The organism is Stieleria sp. JC731, assembly GCF_020966635.1.
Lineage (GTDB): Bacteria > Planctomycetota > Planctomycetia > Pirellulales > Pirellulaceae > Stieleria.
Genome location: NZ_JAJKFQ010000011.1, coordinates 692,577 through 713,291, shown reverse-complemented (window position 1 = coordinate 713,291; position 20,715 = coordinate 692,577). Strand labels below are relative to the sequence as shown.

19 protein-coding genes are annotated in these 20,715 nt (G+C 52.7%); 4 read left to right on the top strand and 15 right to left on the bottom strand.

Going from position 1 to position 20,715, the window contains the following annotated elements; genetic code table 11:
- From LOC67_RS19560 to LOC67_RS19505, 12 genes are all read right to left on the bottom strand, one after another.
- Positions 1-927 carry a type II secretion system F family protein gene (locus tag LOC67_RS19560; protein WP_230264423.1) on the bottom strand — a complete coding sequence of 309 codons (927 nt, stop codon included), beginning with the start codon at positions 925-927 and terminating at the stop codon, positions 1-3.
- Complete coding sequence (locus LOC67_RS19555; protein WP_230264422.1) at positions 908-2,269, bottom strand: CpaF family protein; 1,362 nt, start codon at positions 2,267-2,269, stop codon at positions 908-910. Before LOC67_RS19555 ends, LOC67_RS19560 begins: the two co-directional genes overlap by 20 nt.
- Positions 2,266-3,426: a Flp pilus assembly protein CpaB gene (gene cpaB / locus LOC67_RS19550; protein WP_230264421.1), complete on the bottom strand. Its 1,161-nt coding sequence runs from the start codon at positions 3,424-3,426 to the stop codon at positions 2,266-2,268. Before cpaB ends, LOC67_RS19555 begins: the two co-directional genes overlap by 4 nt.
- A 169-nt stretch (positions 3,427-3,595) precedes the next feature.
- The gene (locus LOC67_RS19545) at positions 3,596-4,108 is read right to left on the bottom strand and encodes a prepilin peptidase (protein WP_230264420.1); all 513 of its coding nucleotides are present in this window, start codon (positions 4,106-4,108) and stop codon (positions 3,596-3,598) included.
- Between the two features lie 48 nt (positions 4,109-4,156).
- Positions 4,157-5,332, bottom strand: a complete 1,176-nt coding sequence (locus tag LOC67_RS19540) for a hypothetical protein (protein WP_230264419.1) — start codon at positions 5,330-5,332, stop codon at positions 4,157-4,159.
- A gap of 113 nt (positions 5,333-5,445) precedes the next feature.
- Positions 5,446-6,987 (bottom strand): hypothetical protein, encoded by a 1,542-nt coding sequence (locus LOC67_RS19535; protein ID WP_230264418.1) that lies wholly within the window; start codon positions 6,985-6,987, stop codon positions 5,446-5,448.
- 227 nt (positions 6,988-7,214) lie between these two features.
- Positions 7,215-7,559 carry a Flp family type IVb pilin gene (locus tag LOC67_RS19530; RefSeq protein ID WP_230264417.1) on the bottom strand — a complete coding sequence of 115 codons (345 nt, stop codon included), beginning with the start codon at positions 7,557-7,559 and terminating at the stop codon, positions 7,215-7,217.
- 29 nt (positions 7,560-7,588) lie between these two features.
- A complete protein-coding gene (locus tag LOC67_RS19525) occupies positions 7,589-7,954 on the bottom strand; it encodes a hypothetical protein (RefSeq protein WP_230264416.1) in 366 nt (121 codons plus the stop codon).
- An 88-nt stretch (positions 7,955-8,042) separates the two neighbouring features.
- A complete protein-coding gene (locus LOC67_RS19520; protein ID WP_230264415.1) occupies positions 8,043-8,372 on the bottom strand; it encodes a hypothetical protein in 330 nt (109 codons plus the stop codon).
- A gap of 764 nt (positions 8,373-9,136) precedes the next feature.
- Positions 9,137-9,874, bottom strand: a complete 738-nt coding sequence (locus LOC67_RS19515) for a tetratricopeptide repeat protein (RefSeq protein WP_230264413.1) — start codon at positions 9,872-9,874, stop codon at positions 9,137-9,139.
- Positions 9,875-9,877: 3 nt separating this feature from the next.
- Complete coding sequence (locus tag LOC67_RS19510; protein ID WP_230264412.1) at positions 9,878-10,537, bottom strand: hypothetical protein; 660 nt, start codon at positions 10,535-10,537, stop codon at positions 9,878-9,880.
- Complete coding sequence (locus LOC67_RS19505; protein WP_230264411.1) at positions 10,534-12,150, bottom strand: type II and III secretion system protein family protein; 1,617 nt, start codon at positions 12,148-12,150, stop codon at positions 10,534-10,536. Before LOC67_RS19505 ends, LOC67_RS19510 begins: the two co-directional genes overlap by 4 nt.
- Before the next feature lie 358 nt (positions 12,151-12,508).
- Here LOC67_RS19505 and LOC67_RS19500 point away from each other — a divergent pair, with 358 nt between their 5' ends.
- Positions 12,509-13,141, top strand: coding sequence for a hypothetical protein (locus tag LOC67_RS19500; RefSeq protein ID WP_230264410.1), 633 nt, complete (start codon positions 12,509-12,511; stop codon positions 13,139-13,141).
- Positions 13,142-13,147: 6 nt separating this feature from the next.
- Here the strand turns inward: LOC67_RS19500 and LOC67_RS19495 are convergent, their stop codons facing one another.
- Complete coding sequence (locus tag LOC67_RS19495; protein ID WP_230264409.1) at positions 13,148-13,492, bottom strand: hypothetical protein; 345 nt, start codon at positions 13,490-13,492, stop codon at positions 13,148-13,150.
- Positions 13,493-13,689: 197 nt separating this feature from the next.
- A complete protein-coding gene (locus tag LOC67_RS19490) occupies positions 13,690-14,856 on the bottom strand; it encodes a sialidase family protein (protein WP_230264408.1) in 1,167 nt (388 codons plus the stop codon).
- Positions 14,857-15,196: 340 nt separating this feature from the next.
- Here LOC67_RS19490 and LOC67_RS19485 point away from each other — a divergent pair, with 340 nt between their 5' ends.
- Positions 15,197-17,131 (top strand): BPSS1187 family protein, encoded by a 1,935-nt coding sequence (locus tag LOC67_RS19485; protein ID WP_230264407.1) that lies wholly within the window; start codon positions 15,197-15,199, stop codon positions 17,129-17,131.
- Between the two features lie 619 nt (positions 17,132-17,750).
- On the opposite strand, the gene LOC67_RS19480 is transcribed toward LOC67_RS19485, so the two are convergent.
- A complete protein-coding gene (locus LOC67_RS19480; RefSeq protein ID WP_230264405.1) occupies positions 17,751-18,350 on the bottom strand; it encodes an RNA polymerase sigma factor in 600 nt (199 codons plus the stop codon).
- A 394-nt stretch (positions 18,351-18,744) separates the two neighbouring features.
- On the opposite strand from LOC67_RS19480, the gene LOC67_RS19475 reads away from it, so the two are divergent.
- A complete protein-coding gene (locus LOC67_RS19475) occupies positions 18,745-19,419 on the top strand; it encodes a class I SAM-dependent methyltransferase (protein ID WP_230264404.1) in 675 nt (224 codons plus the stop codon).
- Between the two features lie 195 nt (positions 19,420-19,614).
- Positions 19,615-20,697, top strand: coding sequence for a prephenate dehydratase (gene pheA / locus LOC67_RS19470; protein ID WP_230264403.1), 1,083 nt, complete (start codon positions 19,615-19,617; stop codon positions 20,695-20,697).
- The last annotated feature ends 18 nt before the right edge of the window (positions 20,698-20,715 follow it).

The window sequence follows — 20,715 nt, the reverse complement described above, 5'->3', positions numbered from 1 at the left end:
TTAGAGATCCGACTTCAATGTGTACCCGACCCAAACAAGACCGATCAGTTCCGAAACGGCGGCATACGCCAACATTTTGTGCCCAAGACTGCTACTGAAAAGATTGCTGATGTAATCAGGCTCCGCCATCGTTAGGTAGATCAGAACAAAGAACCCCATCAGAACGATCGAAAGGATGGCGAATCGACCGATGCTGGTCATCGACTTGATCTTCTGCTCACACTCACTGCGGTTGTGAATCACTAGCGAAAGTCGATCAAGCGATTCGGCCAGTCGCCCACCGAGTACATGGTGAATTGAAATCGAATGCGACAGCAAGTGAACGTTGCTGGAATCGACGCGTCTGGCCAAATCAGCCACCACTGCTGTCGGTGGCATACCCAACCGCATCTGACGAACGCACTGTGTCAGTTCTTCTTTGACAGGCGTTTCGCATGAGTCGGCTGCGATCTGAAATGCGTTTTCCAGGTTTTCACCGGCACGCGTCGCCCTTGCGAGTAGTTCGAGTGATGTCGGAAACAGTTTTTCAAACTTGCCCAATCGCAATTTCATTTTGACATAGACACCGATCATCCCAATCAACGGGACCACAAACACGAAGGGCACGATCAGCAACGGATTGATGTCCAATGCCACCCCGGCGCCGCCAATGGTGAATGCGATCGCGCACAGCAGAGTCATGAAGGTCAAGCGATCCATCGAGATTCCTGCACGGATCAGAACCAGTTCAAGCCAACGATCAAAGCCGCTACCGACCGAATCGGATTCTGAAGCCGTTGCCAACTTGGCGTCGCGTCGCAGTTGTAATTTTGCGACAGCGGGTTCAGATGCAGACGAATCGGCTTTGCGGCGCACCATGATGGCCGCCAGCGCGGCGACAACAGTGATGCCACAGAAGATCGCAATTTCAACTGAAGACGGCATCATTGGCATCTCCGGTGCAAAGATCGTCCGATGCAAAAATCGAATCATCAAAGTGCACGCCGTATTCCGAAAAACGATCGATGCAGCGTGGCCGATCTCCGATCACAAATTCGCCAGTGGCATGACCGTCCTTGTCCAATCCGGTTCGGCGAAGCGAAAAGATGTCGGTTAGTGTGTAGCCATCTTTCGTCGCGTTCAGCTCTGAAATTCGCATCACCCGGCGTGCCCCGCCAGGCAGCCTAACGACGTGAACGATCAAGGACAGCCCGCTACAAATGTATGAGCGTAGAACGGACAAAGGCAATTCAAGGCCTGCCATTGCGATCATCAGTTCCAACCGGGAGATCGCATCGACGGTATCGTTTGCGTGAATGGTGGTCAGCGAGCCTTCGTGACCGGTATTCATCGCTTGCAGCATGTCGAGCGCTTCGGCACCCCGGACTTCTCCGACGATGATGCGATCCGGTCGCATCCGCAAACTGTTCTTCACCAAGTCGCGTTGACTGTATTCGCCAACACTTTCGCTGCCGGCAGGTCTGGTTTCCAAACGAGCGACATGTCGATGCTGCAACCGAAGCTCAGCCGAATCCTCAATCGTGATTATCCGCTGATCATCCGGAATACAGGATGACATCGCATTTAGCATCGTCGTCTTTCCAGAACCGGTACCTCCAGAGATCAAGATATTCTCTCGAGCCTGAACGGCTGCTTCCAGAAAACTTGCCATCGTTTCGTTCAGCGTCCCGTTGCCAACCAAGTTTGTTAGATTTGCATGTCGGTTACCGAATCGCCGCACCGAAAGTTTGGGTCCGTCTAGAGCTAGCGGTGGGATGACCGCATTGATCCGCGAACCGTCTTCGAGGCGTGCATCGACGAGCGGACATGACTCATCAATTCGGCGGCCAACTCGTGTGACAATCCTGCGAATGATCCGCATCAGGTGTGCATCGTCAGCAAAAACAACCGGTGATGGTTTCAGAACACCGTTGCTTTCGATAAAGACTTCATGCGAATGATTGACCAAAATGTCGCTGACATCAGCCTGCTGCAACAAGTACTCTAACGGACCGTTGCCGAACATTTCCCAAGGTAGCTCGGTCATCAACCGTTCAGTTTCGTCATCATCGAATTCGTCTTGATCGTTGAACATTTCGATGAAGTAACGGAGTTCTTCGATCAGCTGATCTCGCTCCATCTCCTCGGCTGTTGCAACATCGAGGTTTTCGACTATTCGCTGATGCACGCGTTGCTTCTTCGCCTGAAAGGCAATCTCACGTTGGACATCATCGTGAGGATGGAATTGGCGAACATCCGGCTGAGTTTCTGTTTTTGCAAACGAAATCATTTTGCGGCTCCGGGTGCTGCACTGGCTGCCGCTGGTGCTGGTGGATAGCCAGCGTAGGGTGACATCGGGTATGGCATACCGTAGTACCCAGCTGCCGGAACCATCGCGGGAATCATCGAAGGCGAAGTTGCTGCCGGTGAAGGTGCCGGGACATTCGTAAAGACGCGTTCTTTGATCGAGCGGTTTGAACCGAAATGGACCTTCGAAAGTGCTGTTCCGCGATAGATCTCCATCTCATGGACGGTGTTATCGAAATCGATAATCTGATCGATTGTCACGGGGTCAACCAAACTGACCAATTGGCTGTCTTCTGGACCACGAAGTGTCAACGACAGTTCGCCATGCCCACAAGCAACGCGGATCATCTCCGCTTGCTTTGGTGCGACCGCCAAAGTTACACGAACCGATTTATCATCGGGTAAGGGACTGGCGAGGTCCGTCGGAGTGCTCGACATGCCAATGGCAAGGATCTCTGCGTCCTGAATCAAAGTCGATGTCGCACCGATTAATTCTGACTCACCCGATATCCCAGTCGCCCCGATGGTGTTCCCGTTGTAGTCACGAAGCCTTGGAGGATTGAAAGCGTGGTGCTCGGGAACAAATCCGCCAGTCTTGTTGCTCAAGTCGCCTGTCGTTCCTTCGCTCTGCCCATAATGAAACAAGACATCGACCCGTTGTCCCGGACTCGCAAATCCCAACAAGGCGCTATTGGGGGTCAGCGAGATCGTCACGGCACGCTGACCTGCTTTGATCCTTCCGCCAACGCCCGGAAACTTACCCAGCGGCAGAAGCTTCATCGTGCTAAACGGCTCACTTCGTTTCATGTCCACCTGCAACACCTTGCCGATGATCTGCTTCGGATTGGTCATGAAGGCAGCTTTGCCGATAAGCTTCTCGATCTCGGCTTCGGTCAGTTGGTAAAGAGCGACATCATCGAGCGTGATTTCGGTTCCTGTCGGAATATCACGACTGGCAAGCGGAACGGTAATTCGCTTGGGAGGTGCTGGAGGCGGCTCAGGCTTTTCCGCGACCACCACAGGGGGCTCCTTTTTTAGAACGGTGCGCAACACGTAGGTCCCAGCAAGACCGACTGTCACGGCAAACATTCCGATCAGAATCGTTCCCGAGTTCACTTTTGATTGTGCATTGGGTTTCATTTTGGACTAACCCGACATGGATGTGATCGCATTTGCAACGTGCAAGCCAATCGCTTGGACGAAGTCTGCAGGCTCTGGTTGAAGGTTCATCCATGAACAATTGCGGTGTCCTGAAAGTTACGAATCGTCGCTTGCAGCTCGATTTGTTTGTCGAAACTAATTCTTCGACTTAAGCACGAATAACGTGGAACAACAGCAACGCCCAAACTGACATTGCTACCGGAAGTGCATACGGCACCGAATGTTGAAGAACCACCGTACCGCTGCCATCATCCGTACTTGATTCGCCCCCTTCATTTGGCACAGGCATAGATTTCTGGGCGGAAGCACTGCGGGCGAGCAGCACCACAGTACAAAGCACGGCGAAAACGGTGCTCGCGATGAAAACGATCAATGTTGGCATCGCTCCGATCCATGCCCCAATCGCTCCCATCATCTTCACATCGCCTCCACCGCCACCACCGATCAGCCACAGCAGCAGCAGGATTCCAAATCCGGTCGCGAAACCTCCCAGAGAAGTCACCATTCCTGCAAAGCCGGAATCGAAAACGTTCCATGTCAGTCCGAGAACAGCAGCCGAGACGGTCAACCAGTTCGGTATCCGCCGGTCTTTGAGATCCAGATAGGTTGCGACGGATGTAAACAGAATCATTGCCGCGATGGTAATCGTATTGAGTTCCATGGATGATCAATTGTGTTGGTGTAGTTGCGAAGAATGGCGTCGAAACGTTTACCGACTGGCCAATTTGCCTTCCTGGCGTTGCAGAAAGTCAGCTGGCAAACAGCCACGCCATAGAGCGAGTGCACGTCCCGCATGTGACAGGAATGTAAAATTCTTTTCAATCGTGGTCTCATCCATCGCGATGATTTCGCGACTGAGCCACTGAGCTGCACGAATGATGGATTCGCGTGGTGGCTGTAGTTCTTCGGGAGCCATCGCCCACCATTCCAAAACATGTCCGGTCGCAAGAATCCGACGGCTAAGCTCGTTCGTTCCTGGATCGGGCACAGGCAACGATGCGTTGGGCCAGTTCCCATCCCAATAGCCGTGCTCCGCTTGCGAACAGAGCAAACGTTGATTCATAACGAGTAAGTAATCACAGATCTGATCTCTCACCTGAGACGTCAACAACGTTGTGACTCCCTCATCCCGCATCTGATCATCGATGCGTAGCAGCATCGTCAATGTGTACAGTCGGTGTTGGCCATAGCAAACGCCTTCGGGCTGTTGTTGACGCATCAATCGACTTGCAAATGTGTCGAAATCGATGGCCTGGCCTTCACGCGTAAACCAATGCTGACCGTCGATCGCATAAAACGCGGTGGCCAACGAAGTCCATTCATACTCGCGTTGATTCAGACTGAAATGGTTCAATCCGTACTCGATGATTTCCCCCAGGCGGCCATCTCCGTTCGCTGTCTTCACGGGCTGCGACAATGGGACACCAATTTCGCAAAGCGTTCCCATCAAATGGTCAACGTGGCTGACCGATTCGCGTCCGACCTGTGTCGAAACGGCAATGCCACCCTCGGACCGTTGCAGCAGCGGAGCAGGAGCCGACCACATGGATTCAAACGCGTCATGATTCAACAGCAGTTCCTGCATTCGCGGGCCGGAAAGAGAATCATCACCAAACGTCGCATCTTTGCCCCACATGCGAATCGCATGATCAACGAAATTCACTTTCGTCGGCTGCTCATTGAATCGCGGACGCAGCTTATAGAGCACTTCGGTTAACTGCTGGTCAGTGACCGCCATTGGATAATCGTACAGCGGCCCAACCTCTCGCGGTTGATCACGCAGCGCCGGCATCATTGGACGATCATTGACATCGTCATGTCGCTTCCACGCGACCAACCCCAGGGCGACAAACACAAGTATCTGAATCGAATAGAACTTTGTCATTGATACATCACAAATTTGATGAGCAACCGAAATTGATTAGCACAGAGAGAGCACTGGATGAGTTACAACGGTGGCTTGCCAAGCGAATGCCTTTCGCAACCACACCGGTGTAATTATTTAGCAACCGCGGTAAGCACAATCGCCTGCTGATCCTCAAAGGCAATTCTCCACGATGGAGTTCCTCTCCGGATTTGACGGACCAAGTTTTGTTGTTGGCCCTTGTCGATAATCATTGCGTCGAATGCGTACTTCTCGGCAATGCGATTCCACATCGGATGTCCTTCATAGATCGCTTGATAGTCTTGCCGCACACTCTCTGGCAGACGACTGGTACCACTACCAGCCATCACTGCAATATCAGATCGCGTTTGCAACCAGTCGCTCCATTGAACTGGGCAATACACCAATGAACGAAAGCGACGCTCACCAAGGTATTGACTAAGCCCGATCGGAAAGTTCGATCCGATTAATTGAGATTGACTGCGGGGCTTGCCACCGAGGACAGTCGATCCCCAAGGTGAAAAACTGAATCCCATCCAGAGGATCAATCCACAGATCAATGTGAATGTAAATTTCAGCGGCTGCTGCTTGGGTTGTGCATGTGTTTCGGAAACAGCATCGTTTTTCGAAATCGCCACAGCGGCAACGGACAGTGCAAACAGCGGTGCAAACCACAACGAGTAGACAGGATTGATCGCCATCAAAACGGTGCCAGCGACTGGCAGCATCACCCAGAATGCATCAATTTTGTGACGTCTGGCGACCACCATCCAACCGGCCCAAGCGATCATCAACATCAAACCCAATGGGCTTGCCATCGCTGCGGGCTCCCAGCCGCCGATCGAATCCACAACTGGGTTTTCTGTTGCCCATAGCAACGCGTCCCAAAGTTTCCAGCCATCCGGATTGACCAGCGTGACCAGTCCACAAACCTCTAGCAGCAGCAAGCGTTGCTTCAGTTCGACGGAGTCGAAAGCGGAACGCCATGATCCCACTTTCATGTCGTTTGCAACTTGGGCAACTGCCAGAAGGGCAAGCACGCCCAGCCCGACTAGGAACGATGCGTCAAGGTTCGCCCAGATGATGAACAACAATGCCATCGAAATCCAAATACGAACCGAAGCATGCCGCCACTCTATGGAACGACGTTCACATTGAAACTGATTCATTAACAAAGCGACACAGACGGCCAAACAAACTTGGCCGAAGGTGTGGCTGGTCAAACCAGTCATGGATGGAAAACTAGCCAAGACGGCCGGCACCATCAGGAGAGCAGCCCACCACCGACGACTCGCTTGAACCGAGATTGCGGCGACAGTGATGATTGCGATCGTCTGAAGTACCGCGAACGAGAATGAAACAAGTTCGGCACCACCAGTCCGAAACAAACCGGCGATGATTTGATCGGAAGCCCATCCGATGCGGAAATGGCGAATGCCTTCAGACAACGGAACTCGCGTTTCAAAGGCCGCGGCGTTGCCTTGCAAAATGCTTTCCCAGGTACCCGGATACGACACTGGAAAATAGCTGAGGATCAAAAACAATCCGACGAACACGCTACATAGAAGGGCGTGAGGCCAGCGCAAAACGCAGCTTTCAGGTAGCATCACTTCGAGCTGATGTGCCGAAGCAGCCTGCCTTAGATTAGTAGACACGGCGACGATTCTGGGGCATGTGGGGTGTGGGGTTGCCAACGATTGTTTCACGAGCACGTCGGCGAAGATGTCTTCGTCCAAGAAGGTGAGACAATCTGACGAATTGCGAAAAGTTTCAGGTCCGGTGGACCTTACGCCCTGTGCCGATTCTTCGGCTTGCGTCATGTCTGCAGAAGAAGACGACGCGATTCTTACGTCGACAGACCTGCAATGCAGGAGACTCGCGTCTATGGAGACTCGCCTAGTCCATAAACTGATGTGCAGAACGCAGGACCATCAGATCCAGGGTCACTGGCATCTTGAAAATCCGATCCCATGGTTGAGGCCCCGTGACCGACGACGCCGTTGGCTTGATAGGATTGGTTGAGTTGCTGAACGCCTTTGGCGACGTCAGTCAATTCCGAGACGACCGCATCGCGCAGCGCGGTCAAACCGGCAATCAAACCGATCACCATGATGGTGACGATTAAGATGAGTTCGATCGAGATGACAAAACCCCGTTCGTCTTGCCAAAGAGCCGCGAACAGGTGTTTGGTGTCAAAGACGATCGAGCGAGTTTGAAAAGCCCCCATGGCTATGCTCGACTATCTTGCGCGAATGATTAGGGTGCAGGTCCGAAGACGACGGCGGCACCGTAGTCTGAAACGTCCCACTTTCCTTCGTTGTTCGAAGGAGGAATGCTGAAGCTAATACATGCTTGTGTCTGGCCCATCATGTAGTCAGATCCGTCAATAAAGTCCGAACCGACAGTTGTGCCAGAATGCCCGGCGGCACCTTGATAACTAAAACTCTGATTCATCTCTTGGACGCTGCTCGCCGTGTCAGCCAACTCGACGACGATCCCGTCACGAACGGCAGTAAACCCGACCAACAACCCGATCGCAATCGTGGTCGCAACAGCAACCAACTCGATCGAAATGACAGAGCCGTTGGCGTCGTTTATCAGTTTTTTAAATGAACGATCCACAACTAGTTCCAACAGTGCAAGAAAAAACAGGCTGGTACAACGGCGTGCACCAGCCTGCCGTTAGATTCGATTAAATACGAAACAACGATTACAGTTCGTTCGTCGGCGCGCCGGTGAACGTGATGCAGTTGTCAGCTTCGCCAGAGACATCGTCAGGCGAATCGCACCAGTCCAAAGCGTCACTGAAGTTCGAACCTGCGGTCGTAGCGCTGTGTCCGGTAACACCGTTGTAGCTGTACGATTGGTTCATGTCCTGAACGGCACCAGCGGTGTCCGACAGTTCGCTGACAACACCGTCACGAACGGCGGTCAAACCGGTCAACAGACCGATAACGCAGATTGTCGAAATCAGAACCAATTCGATCGAGACAACAAAACCTGCCTCGTCATTCCAAAGTTTTTGAGCAGTGATTTTCACTGTTTGAATCTCCAAGGATTAGAGTGAACGACTGGCTTATGAACTGACCAGCCAGCCGTAATCGAGTGAAATTGAATCCACTCGAACAAAACCTAGGTCAAAGAATGAGGGTTGCCCCTCACGCCACCAAAAAAAGGAAAATTGGCACAAATTTCCGGGGGGAGTGGCGGATCCACTGAGCCGCAACGGCGTTAGCCGCGGTTAGGTGACACAGCCATCCAAACCAAAACGCGCAACCGTCGCTAGCGCGATCACGGCTCAGCCCAAACAACATGAGCCGCAACGGCGCTAGCCGCGGTTAAGTGGCACAGCTAGCCAAGCCAAAACACACAACCGTCGCTAGCGCGATCACGGCTCAGCCCAAACAATATGAGCCGCAACGGCGCTAGCCGCGGTTAAATGACCTGGAAATCCAAATCGCAACACACAACCGTCGCTAGCGCGATCACGGCTCAGGACAAACAATATGAGCCGCAACGGCGCTAGCCGCGGTTAAGGGACACAGCTAGCCAAGCCAAAACACACAACCGTCGCTAGCGCGATACCGGCTCAGGCCAAACAATATGAGCCGCAACGGCGTTAGCCGCGGTTAAGTGATACAGCCATCCAAGCCAAAACACACAACCGTCGCTTGCGCGATCACGGCTCAGCCCCCCTTGAGCCGCGATCGCGCTAGCGACGGTTGAATGACGTAATCATTAAAACGCTAGTCGGGAAACCTCTTTCGGCGTTCAATTCCTTCCGCTCGACGTCCGCTTCAACGTCTATCTGGATTGCTCAAGACGCGAAAACTCGGACAACCCTTTTGCCGCTTGAACATTGTTCGGCTCAAGCTCTAAAGCTCGGTGGTAATGTTGCTTTGCCAATTCAAGCTCGCCAGTCACAGCCATGACGTAGGCAATGTTGACTTGCGATTCGACTTCCGATCCGACTTTCCTAAACAACTGCAAACTCTCCTGATAGCGTTTCTGGTGCCCAAGAACAATCGCCAAATTGTTGGTGCAACGCTCGTTGGTCGGATCACGTTCGATCGCCATTCGAAGACTTTTTTCTGCCTCAGCAAGATCATCGTTAAGGAACAACGCGAATCCCAAATCACCGATCGCTTCGACCTCAGGATCTACTCCCTCGGCTGCAAATCGCAAGTGCTCGATCGCTTCGTCCAGACGCTCTTGTTTCAGCAAAACGACACCAAGCCGATGCCGAGTGGGTTGATGGGCTGGAACTTCTTCCAAAATCTCTTCGTAGAGCTTCTTCGCATTTTGAATCTCGCCGTTGCGTTCGAGCATCCGCGCCACACCAAAACGCACGTCGACTTGATCCGTATCGGGAACAGTCAGCGCAATCGCACTTTGGTTTAACAAAGATGCGCAGCCGCCATGCGACAGAAGCATAAACAGGATCGCCGTGATCAATACGAATCGGCGTGAAAGTTGATTTCCGACACGCAAGATCGTGCTTCCAAGCTGAACACGTTGATTCCGGACTGACCGACGACGCATGATCTAGTTTCTCGATCCGAAGTTGCGTGAATTGCCGCGATAACTGTTAACAGAATTTTCGAATGCTGCCGCGGCTTCGGTCGCTTCCAATCCTGTCGGAAACGCCGGCGCGACGACGACAATTTGGTCCGCAAACTCGATCCCGTACGCTTGCAGCACCTTGACGACAACTCGGCGACGAAGCTCGTCCAATTCTTCGTTGTAGTGAACCGGGTAATAGTGCTCGGTATCCCATTGCTTGCTTGTCACGCTTCGTTCAACGATGACTTGAGGCCGGATCTCCGTCGTCGGATCAGCTTGAACAAGATGAGCGATTTGACGAACGTGGTCTTCGCCGTCGGGTGTTAAACGCAGTCCGTGTGGCCTGATCTCACCGATATAGTCAAACAGACTTGCGGCCTTTTCATTGGCAGCCCTACGAGCGGGATCCTCTTGCAAATTGATTTCGAATTCGTGCATGTACACGATGAACTTTGCAAGTTCCGCGTTGTCTTCCTGGCGTTGATTGATTTCGTCAAGTTGACTTCCCAGCGTACGCGGTTCAATCACATTTCCTTGCGGAGTCGAAACGTGGCATCCTAATAGGAAAGTCAGCAAACTGAACCCGCCTGCGATCCATTGTCTCGCAACACGTCTATTCACACGACCATGGATTGAATTCATTGCGAAACCCCACACTCGCCGGCCAAATAGGCTTTCTGTCTCGCAAGGGTACGCTTCACCGAGGTCTTGATGCGTTCGGTCACGGTACGTGGATCTTGCCCCAATCGCTGCTGGGCAACTTCGGGCCAAACTGTGCTACGGTGATCAAACCCTTCATAGCCTTCGATCATTTGACGTGCGAAAAAGTCTGCGTCGGTCGGATCCGTCACATGCATTCCCGGCAAGAACAAAGGCACTTCATCGGTTTCTAAAGGGTGAACCAGTTCCGGGCTGACCAATACCACCAACTCTGTTTCGAAACGTGACGTTTGGCGAGAAGAGAAGAGTTGGCCGAGCATTGGCAGGTCACCCAAGTACGGAACCCGAGTTTTCTGACCACCTTGTTCCTCTTGAATCAACCCGGCAATGGCCAGCCATTGTCCTTCTCTTAAATCCACTGTCGTTTCGACTCGTCGCAAGTTCAGTCCCGGGATCCCCCCGACAGTCGCATCAGAATTGAGCGTGCTAAAGGACGGCGCGACTTCAAGCCTGACAAGGTCTTTGTCTGTCACCGTGGGAGTAAAATTGAGTTCGGTACCGAAACCTCGGAAGGTGGTTGTGGCAGCACCAACTCCGTTGACACCAACAGTAGTAGGCACCGCAAATTCGCCGCCTGCAATGAATCTTGCTGGCTTTCCACTGATCGTTACCAGCGTGGGTTCGGCTAGGACTTTGCCATAACCATGGGTGGCGATTGCGCTAAGAAAGAATTCAACGTCACCATCATCTAAAATGACAGAGAGGTTGCTTCCGCCAGTGATCGTGCTGCTTAAATCGAGCGATTTGACGAGTGACGAAAAATTCGCGCCAGCCCCACGACTCGAGTTACGGACCAGTTCAGCAACCCGAACCTTCAACATCACCTGCTGCTCGCCAGGGACTCGTAGCAGATTGATGAAGTGGCTTGAATCCAAATCGTCAAAATGATCATCGTGGTCGTCGATGTCTGCATCGTCAGCAACTCGCCCGAGCACACGATCGTACTGATTGCGGTTGTATGGATTATCGCCAAGCAATCGCATGATCTCGGCAGCTTCCTTCGCATCGCGAGCTTGCCCGCGAACGATCACTTTGTCGTCGATCGGAAAAAGGAAGATTTGGCTATTTGGGAACAGCTCGTTGATGCGAGACTGAAGGGATTTGTAGCGAGCTTCACGACGTCGCTGCTCTTGCTGAGCGTTGTCAACTTCAACGTAGTACCGGAGCACCTGCGTTCCCTTTCCGGGAACTTCAAACCAGAACGTGATCGTGGTTTCGCCGACTTCCTTCCCGATGATTTCGATTTCATCATCATCAAAGAGATGGATGTCCAAAATGTTGGGATCGGTAATCGCCGTCCTTCGAACCGGCACCTTGGTACGAATGATTTTCGACTGCGATGGCTCCACACGAAGCAACATTTCGGGTTCGTAGATTTCTTCGATCAACGAGTTTTCTTTCTCGATCGAAATCTGCGAAGGGTTTTCCAGTGGCCCGGATTTGTCAGCGACTGGGCGACTGGCAAGTGCTTGCGCCATCCCCTTTTGCTGCCCAGTGGCGCATACCGCAAACACAACAATGATCGCAGGGATCACGAAGCGAATTCGTCGGTGAGGGCGAGGGCGAGTTTCGTTCAAGGAACGCGAATTGAAAAAGTTTGTCAGTTTTTCGAAGATTGGCTCATGTGTGAAATACGCAAACCAAACTGACTGGCGAAAGGGCAATCGAGGGTTTCCCCTAAAGCAACCCACCGCCGGAAGGGGCCGGATGTAAAGATAGGAAACTTATCTCGATCGGCTTTGCCTCAAATGAGTCAATTCACGCAAGCTGGTGAACGTCAGCGGCGTCAAGGTAGACGCGGATCGCAAAACGAGCGAAGCAGGCGAGTGATTCGTCCGAATAACGAAAGGCGTCAATGACGATTGATCGATTGCCCCACGCGATGGCCCCACCATGTGCACCCACAAAGGCTTGTACCATTTCACAACCGCACGCATTCATCTGCTTGTGTTGATGGTGGTGGCCGCAAACTTCACCGCATTGCCTTGCATCGTGCTTGCTACAGAGACGTGCGACGATGCTCTTCCGGCGCAGTTCTGCGACGGGGACCAAAGCGATTCGTCGCTAACCTGCACTAGCGAAATCGAAACGTGGATGCTGACCGAGCCGGTTGGAGATCTTCACCCTCGATACCCCTATGATGCGATGCAATTGGACTATTACCATCGACCGTATAGTCCCCATCACGTTTCGCAGCATTACGGCCAACCGAGCTTTGCGGAAACCAAACATCCGTACCAAACGCGGCACTTGAAGTCCATTTACGCTGAGATCGAAAAGGAAGTCATCGACATTCGTCCCGAAACCCTGCGACGCGCTTCAACGGAAACGACAGAACAAATCCTGAAGAAAGATCGACCATTGGAGTTCGTCGATTGGCGCGATCATGAACGAGCGAGGGTGCGATGGGAACGTCAACAGGAAGGCCGATCTTCAGACGTGCATGCGTTCGACAAGAAGAAAGGTGCCGAGTTAATCCTCGGCACCAAAGTCAAAGTTCACGAGATCCGTTCACAGATCGAATAGGCGTCTTTACCAAGCATCAAGGTCTGGAATGATCGGTTGATTATCCGAGGGAGGGTCTTTGGTGATCTTGCCATCAGCTACACCGTCTTCTAGATCGATCTTGCTGAGCGTTTCCTGAAATTGGGTCGGATCGATACTGCCATTCTCACGCAAAACCGTGAGCATCGACCGGCAGAGCAAAGCCAATTCGCCAACTTGGTTTTCAAGCTCTTCGATACGAGATTCTTGACTCTTTAGAGCGCGACTTTGCCGCATCCGATCGCGGCGAACCGTTTTGGACGTTTCGCGAAGCGACTCGATATCAGCCCTTTGGCGATACTCGTTGTCAAAGACAAACTTCCATAGATCCATAGCGATCCCCGCGTGTTTAAAGCTGTTTATTTGGTTGCCGTCCCGCCGACGGCAGACTGACGTCAAGCAACGCTGGTACAGGTGGATATCGAGCTGACTTTGAAGAGATGCAAATTCAGCTGCCTTGTGGTGAAGACAGCGGCAATGCACCAAACCGACGATCGTGATTCCCAAACCTGGTTCGCAATAATGATCAACTATCGCAACGAGCCGACATCGACGATTGAAAACTTGATCGATTGATAGGGATTCTTTTCGCCGGCTTCGTAAATCACGCCAAGATGATCATCGTCGATCGACACCATTCCGCTATAGGCCGCCGGACCGACATGGATCATCGGACCATCCACCCAAGACTCGGTTTCATCGTTGGAATAACGCAGTCGAAGGTCGCTGCGACCTTTGCCAGTCGGTCCATTTGAGTCAGGACCACAGAACACGATTTTGTTTTGCCCCACGGCGATCAGACTGCACTGGACGACGGGGGGATCGAGTACATCTGCAACCGGACGAAAGTGCTTGTACGTTGCATCCTGACTGACAAAAGACTTGCCCCCATCGTGGCTCCATGCTTCGCCGCGAGTGCCCGGTGCTTTTCCGTTTTGGTCTCTCGTATTGATGTAAAGCGTTCCGTCACCTAGCTCGACAACCGTCGTCTCGTTTGAATCCATTCCATCCTCGTAGTCGTCATCCACCGCACCGATCTTCCATGATTGCCCATGATCATCGCTGTAGATCAGATGTGCCCCGAGGGCGCCTCGATCTTCACCATCGTCACCTAGACGATGGTCTGCAGGGACGACGATCCTGCCACGATTGGGGCCGTGTTGAATCTGAATCGATTGGACCGGCCCGGTCGCATACCAGCCCCATTGTTCAAGTTTGACATCTGCAGTGATCTCTCGGCGTTCTGACCAAGACTGGCCATTGTCGTCGCTATAGATCACAAAGACACGATCGTTCTCTAAAGTGAAGGGCATCCAAATGCGACCGACGTGTTCTTTGTCTAAATGGTCGACAACCGGTGCCGGGTTTCCGATCGTAATTTGTGGCTCATCGCCTTTAAAGTAAGACTTGAAGTCATCGCTTTCTTGGATGACTTCGATATCCGACCAAGATTTACCACCGTCTGTAGAACGCTTTTGGACCAGATCGATCTCACTGGCGTCGCCACCTTGTCGGGCTTCACAGAATGCGAGCAAGTGTCCATTGGAAGCCTTAATGACAGCCGGAATTCGAAAAACCTTGTACCCGGATTCACCTTCTTGGAACACATTCACCGTTGGATGTGCGGCAAACAAAGTCGAACAGGTACAAATCAGGCCGAGTAAAGCAAGACAGATCGTTTCAGACAAATATTTCATCGATCGTTCCGGTGGGCGAGTTAATAGGCAGGGATGCATCGAAATGCAGGGTGGTATTCTATCCGCTTTGAAATCCAACATGTTCCAGAGACGACTGCGAGATCTCGCCATTTGATGAGGCATGATCCGAAAATCAAGTTGGCGCCAAATACGAGTACTTTCAGTGAATTCGCTATCAGAGTGCCCCGGTCGCTCACGTCGTATTCAGATAAAATTGTCGCCGAACTGCGTCATCGATCGCCGAAAGTATCTGGAGCAGTTCTGCACCGACAGCATCCGTCGATTTGATCTAAGATACGAGTCCCTCCCGCCCCATCCTCTCTCCCCAGTTCGATTAAGAATGCCCCACCTTCGATTTGTCCTATCGCTTTTCCTCGTCGCCGGATACTCATCCTGTGTTCGATCTGCCGACCCTAGCGAAACAAAACACGTGCGAGTGCTTGCCATCGGCAACAGCTTTACACGCAATGCGACAAACTACTTAGACGATCTGGCGGAGGCTGCCGGATACCGACTGTCACTCAAAAAGTTGGATATCGGTGGTTCACCGCTGGAGCTGCATGCTTCAAAAGCCGCTGCCTTTGAGGTCGATCGGCAAGACAACTCCGCCAAATACTCAGTCGGTGAAAGTTTGCAGGAAGCACTGATGAGTGAAGAGTGGGACTTTGTCACCATCCAGCAACTCAGCATCAAAAGTCACGACGTCACAACCTATCGTCCATATGCTTCGCAACTAGCGGACATCATCCACCGATACGCGCCGCAAGCTCAATTATTGGTTCATCAGACATGGGCCTATCGAATCGATGACCCAAGATTCCGAAAAGCGAGCCCCAAACCTGGCGAGCCAAAGACGCAAGCAGAGATGTATCGTGGGATTTCCAAGTCGTATTCTACGATCGTGGAGGAGCTAGCCGCCAAACGTATCCCAGTTGGTGATGCGTTCTGGGCGGCAGACAACGACGCCGACTTCGGCTTCAAAGCAAGACCATTTGATACATCGTCAGCAAATCAGTTGCCGGATCAAACTCATTCCCTTCATGTCGGATATCGATGGCGGTCGGTGAAGGGCGAACGAGTGATCCAAATGGACGGACATCACGCCAATCTCGCCGGTGAATACCTGGGAGCCTGCGTCTGGTTTGACTGTTTGTTTGATGCCAACGTTATCGGGAATGATTTTATCCCAACTGGCTTGGACAAATCGTATGCGTCGTTTCTGCAAACGACCGCTCATCAAGCGGCAAATCAAGGTGGTGATATTGTCCGCGGTGTACAGGACCAATCCCAAGCGATGGTGAAGGACGCCACCCCTCAACGTTACACGCTGACCGCCCGCGCCAGCGAAATTGATCAACGCACCAAAGAATACCCTGAGATCAACTTTACATTCGGTACCGCTAAAAAGCCGGCTGATAAGGAGTATGCATCGGTCGACACTCGCGTCGATCCAAAAGGCAAGTTAATGATCTGGCTGATGGGGTACAACAGCGGACTGTTCGAGCGTTTGAATGCAGAAGGAATTCATACCATCGGCGTCAGCTATGCGAGAGGCTGGTTTGGAAAACTATGTCGCCCCCAACCGTCCGACGCATTCGCTCGCGGCCAGGTACGTCTTGAAGCGGCAACCGGACAAGATTTTAGCGACGAGCTGGACCTTGAAACTCCGGACGGAGCGGCTGAACGGGCGAGGCAGTTCCTACTGTGGCTCGTTAGAGAAAACCCGGAAGGAAATTGGGATCAGTTTTTGGCCGACGATGGTTCTCGAATCCGATGGGACAAGGTCATCATCTCAGGTGCATCCCACGGAAGCACAACGGCTGCCCGATTTGCGAAGCATCAACGTGTAGACCGAGTCGTGATGCTCTGTGGTCCGCGCGATCAAGATCAGGATTGGCAAGCGTTGCCTTCGGCGACCCCGGCGAATCGCTTCTTTGGTTTCACTCACGTGCTCGACGGTGGTTGGACTGGCGACCACTATTGTCGATCTTGGGAATTGCTTGGCTTGCATCAGTACGGGCCGATCGTCAACATCGATGAAACGCAACCACCCTATGAAAACAGCCGTCGTTTAATCACCGATGCGGACGTTGGTGGTGACGCCGGACGGGCGCACTCGTCAGTGACCCCCGGCGGGTCGTCTCCGAAGGATGATCAAGGAGATTTGATTTTTGATCCGGTTTGGAAATACCTTTACACCCATCCCGTCGATCAAGTTGGCGATCCGGTTGAGGAAGACGCTGATTGCGAAAGGGTACACGTGGAATACAACTGACCGGATGATCGATTTAAGAGGCTGGCGTAAGGAGGGTGTGTGTGGATTTTTAACCGACGCTAACGCGTATCGGCTCAGTCCAGCATGAGCCGCAAAGGCGTTAGCCGCGGTTGAATAAACCAACGACCGCCTTACCCGAGAAACCGTCGCTAGCGCGAACCGGCTCAGTTTGATTGTCCTGTGAGCCGCAAAGGCGCTAGCCGCGGTTGAATAAACCAACCACCACCTCACCCGAGAAACCGTCGCTAGCGCGAACCGGCTCAGTCCAACATGAGCCGCAAAGGCCTTTGCCGCGGTTGAGATTTCAACCCATCGGCGCACCGGCAGCCAAGAGGCTGCGAGACGAGTGCGTCGCAAGGCGGGAGCCTTGCAACGAGTTTAAAAATTCGCTCGTGCGAGGCTCCCGCCTCGCATGCGATGTCTCGCGGGCTCTGCCCGCCAATGAGTCTGCAACTCATCCAACCGTCGCTAGCGCGAACCGGCTCAGTTTGATTGCCCCTGAGCCGCAAAGGCGCTAGCCGCGGTTGAGTGATTGTGCAATCAATGTGTGCACATACAAACGACGCTATCGCGTTACGGCTCAGCAATGCATCGCGATCCCGCGGTCGTGGGACCTCGCTTAGACTGACACGGGAGTTGCCACGAACTGTTGCAATTCCTCAACCGCCTCTCGCATCCGTTCACGTGCTCGCGATAGGCGACTTCGGACAGTATTGATCGGGATGTTCAATACCGACGCGATGTCTTCATACGCCAGTTCGTCCATCTCGCGCAAGATCAAGATCGCGCGATGATCATGATTTAAACGATCCAAGGCCGAATGAACCAGTTGCTTCTGCTCCTCGCGAATCATTGACTCATCAGCTGAACCCGCATGCGTATCTTCAAAGTCAAACGAGTATTGCTGATCATCGCCGTAGATCGATACCGCGCGGCGTCGACTCTGCCGATTTGTGATCGCCGTATTGAACGCGATCCGGTAAAGCCATGTCGAAAACTTACTGTTCCGCTTAAACGATTCGATCCGCGTAAAGGCGCGGACAAATGCCTCCTGCAAGGCCTCTTCGGCATCGTTGGGAGAGTCCAAAAAACGACACAGTGAGGCAAACAGTTTGTCTCGGTTGCACTGCACAAGTCGTGTGAATGCTTCGGAATTTCCATCGCAAGCACTTTCGACAAGCGAAGGATCATCGCATTCGAGGTCTTCAATTTTGCTCATTGTTTCGCCTAGGGCATCATGGTGTGTATTCAAAGGCCGATCGATCTGAGAGCAATGCGGGTGATTTGCGTCCTCATCGCTGGGAATGCGTCAGGAACGGCCTGCTCGTATCGCGGAGCGTTTGGACAAATCGTCACAGTTGCTGCGGATACGAACAGTCAGCCAGATGCAATCGCCATGCCACCCTCTGATGCGGGACGGTTGCAGTTTTACAACGTTGGAAACCATTGTGTTTCACGTCGGCACGCGGCTTGCTATCTCTGCGGCAACTTCACCAACCTTTGTTGGCGTTTCGCATTCACCAACCCCTGGTGACGGATCGCCTCGGTGACATTTCGCACGGTATGCAACGCGCACGTTTTGCAACTCGCACGGTTCGCAACGAAATACTTCTATGACATCCACAGCCGAAGCAATCACACCTCCGTCGGGTCGCCCGATCGACGTTCCTCAGCCGTCTTTTGCACAACGCACTTGGTGCGTATTTAGGGCGTGGCTTCAAAACCCCCGTCAGGTCGCAACCGTCCTTCCCAGTTCGACGCAATTGATGGAGTGTTTGGCATATCGAACATGCATCCGTGAAGCGGAAACGGTGATCGAACTTGGTCCAGGAGCTGGCGGAACTTCTACCGCCTTGCTCGACCAAATGCCGAAAAGCTCTCGGCTATTGTCGATCGAAAAGACAGCTGTATTCGGGGACGCACTAAGCGAAATCTCTGATTCCCGATTCGCCTACGAAATTGGCGACGCGGTAGACCTTCGATCGATCGCACGCAAACATGGGATCCGCAAGTGCGACGTAGTGGTTTCGGGCATCCCCTTCAGCGCCATTCCGGCACAAGCAGCGCGACAGATCACCAGACAGATCTATGACGTCTTGGACAACACCGGAGTTTTCCTGGCGTATCAGCTTCGCGACGACGTCACCAAGGTCGCGCACCCGCTCTTCGGGCAGCCACGAAAACAGAACGTCCCGCGAAACCTGCCTCCACTGCGGGTTTACAGCTGGACCAAAGTGGAAAGCAACAAGGCAAAAGGTTGGAAACGCCGGTTGGATATGGTGGGCTGACAAACATGGTGGGCAAAACAACCGGATCAGATGGGTTGCTGATGGATCATTGACGACAACACGAGCCCCGAAGTGTGCTCCGGTCGTTACAGAAGTCCCGGTCGTCATCGAAGTCACTGCGAGGTAAGATTCCTTTTGAACGTTTAGTTCTGAAGTTACATCACGCAACGACTGATCTTCCCAACCTGTCTCGCCATGGCCGCCAACGATCCTTCCGCCAATCAACCCGATTCCTTGCGGCAAATTGATCTCGACTTACTTTCGATGATCCAAAAACGAGATCAAATCGTTCAGGACATGGCAAAAGACGGAAAGCTACCAACTGTCGGCACCGAAAACATCCAACTTGCAAAGCTATTGCAGGACTTTGCCAAAGGATCGGATGCGGTGATGGATGCAGAAGTTCTACAGTCTTGTGCGAGCGTTCTTCGTCACATCGCAAGCCACAGCCGCCAGCAGGTTCGCACCGGGGCGGTCGCATTTCTTGGCCCGATCTATAGCTATAGCCATCTCGCTGCGATCAAGCATTTTGGTGAATCCGCAGATTTTGCACCCGTTTCCAGCATCCCGGCGGTTTTCGATGCGGTCCATCGTGGCGATGCGGTCTGTGGCATGGTGCCGATCGAAAACAGTACCGACGGCAGAATCGTTGACACGTTGGGAATGTTTGTACGGCGTCACATGCAAATCTGCGGTGAGGTCCTACTGCCGATTCATCACAACTTGTTGGCAAGCGGGACTCGCGAGCAGATCACCGAAATCCATAGCAAACCACAAGCGCTGTCACAGTGTCGCGACTGGCTGGCCGCCAACTTTCCCGCTGCCAAGCTGATCGAGGTCAGCAGCACGACTGCGGCGGCGGAATCGGCATCGCAATCGCCCCATATCGCGGCGGTCGCAAGTATGGCTGCTGGACAAGCCTACGGATTGACGGTGTTGAACGCCGACATCGAAGATCGACAAGACAACGTAACACGATTTGCAGTCCTCGGTCGGGACGAAACCGAACCGACCGGTGACGACAAAACCTCCATCTTGTTTCAAGTCGAACATCAGCCTGGTGCTCTTGCCCAAGCGATGACAGTCTTTAGCGAGGCAAACTTGAACCTGACTTGGATTGAATCCTTTCCCTCACCTGACTCTCGAAACGAATACCTCTTTTTCGTCGAATTTGCTGGGCATCGCGCTAATGCGGATGCTCAAAAAGCAATTGAAGATCTCGGCACGTTCACCAGACGCCTAGAAGTTTTGGGATCTTATCCGCTAGCTCGTTTGTAACCGACGACGTTAGTCATC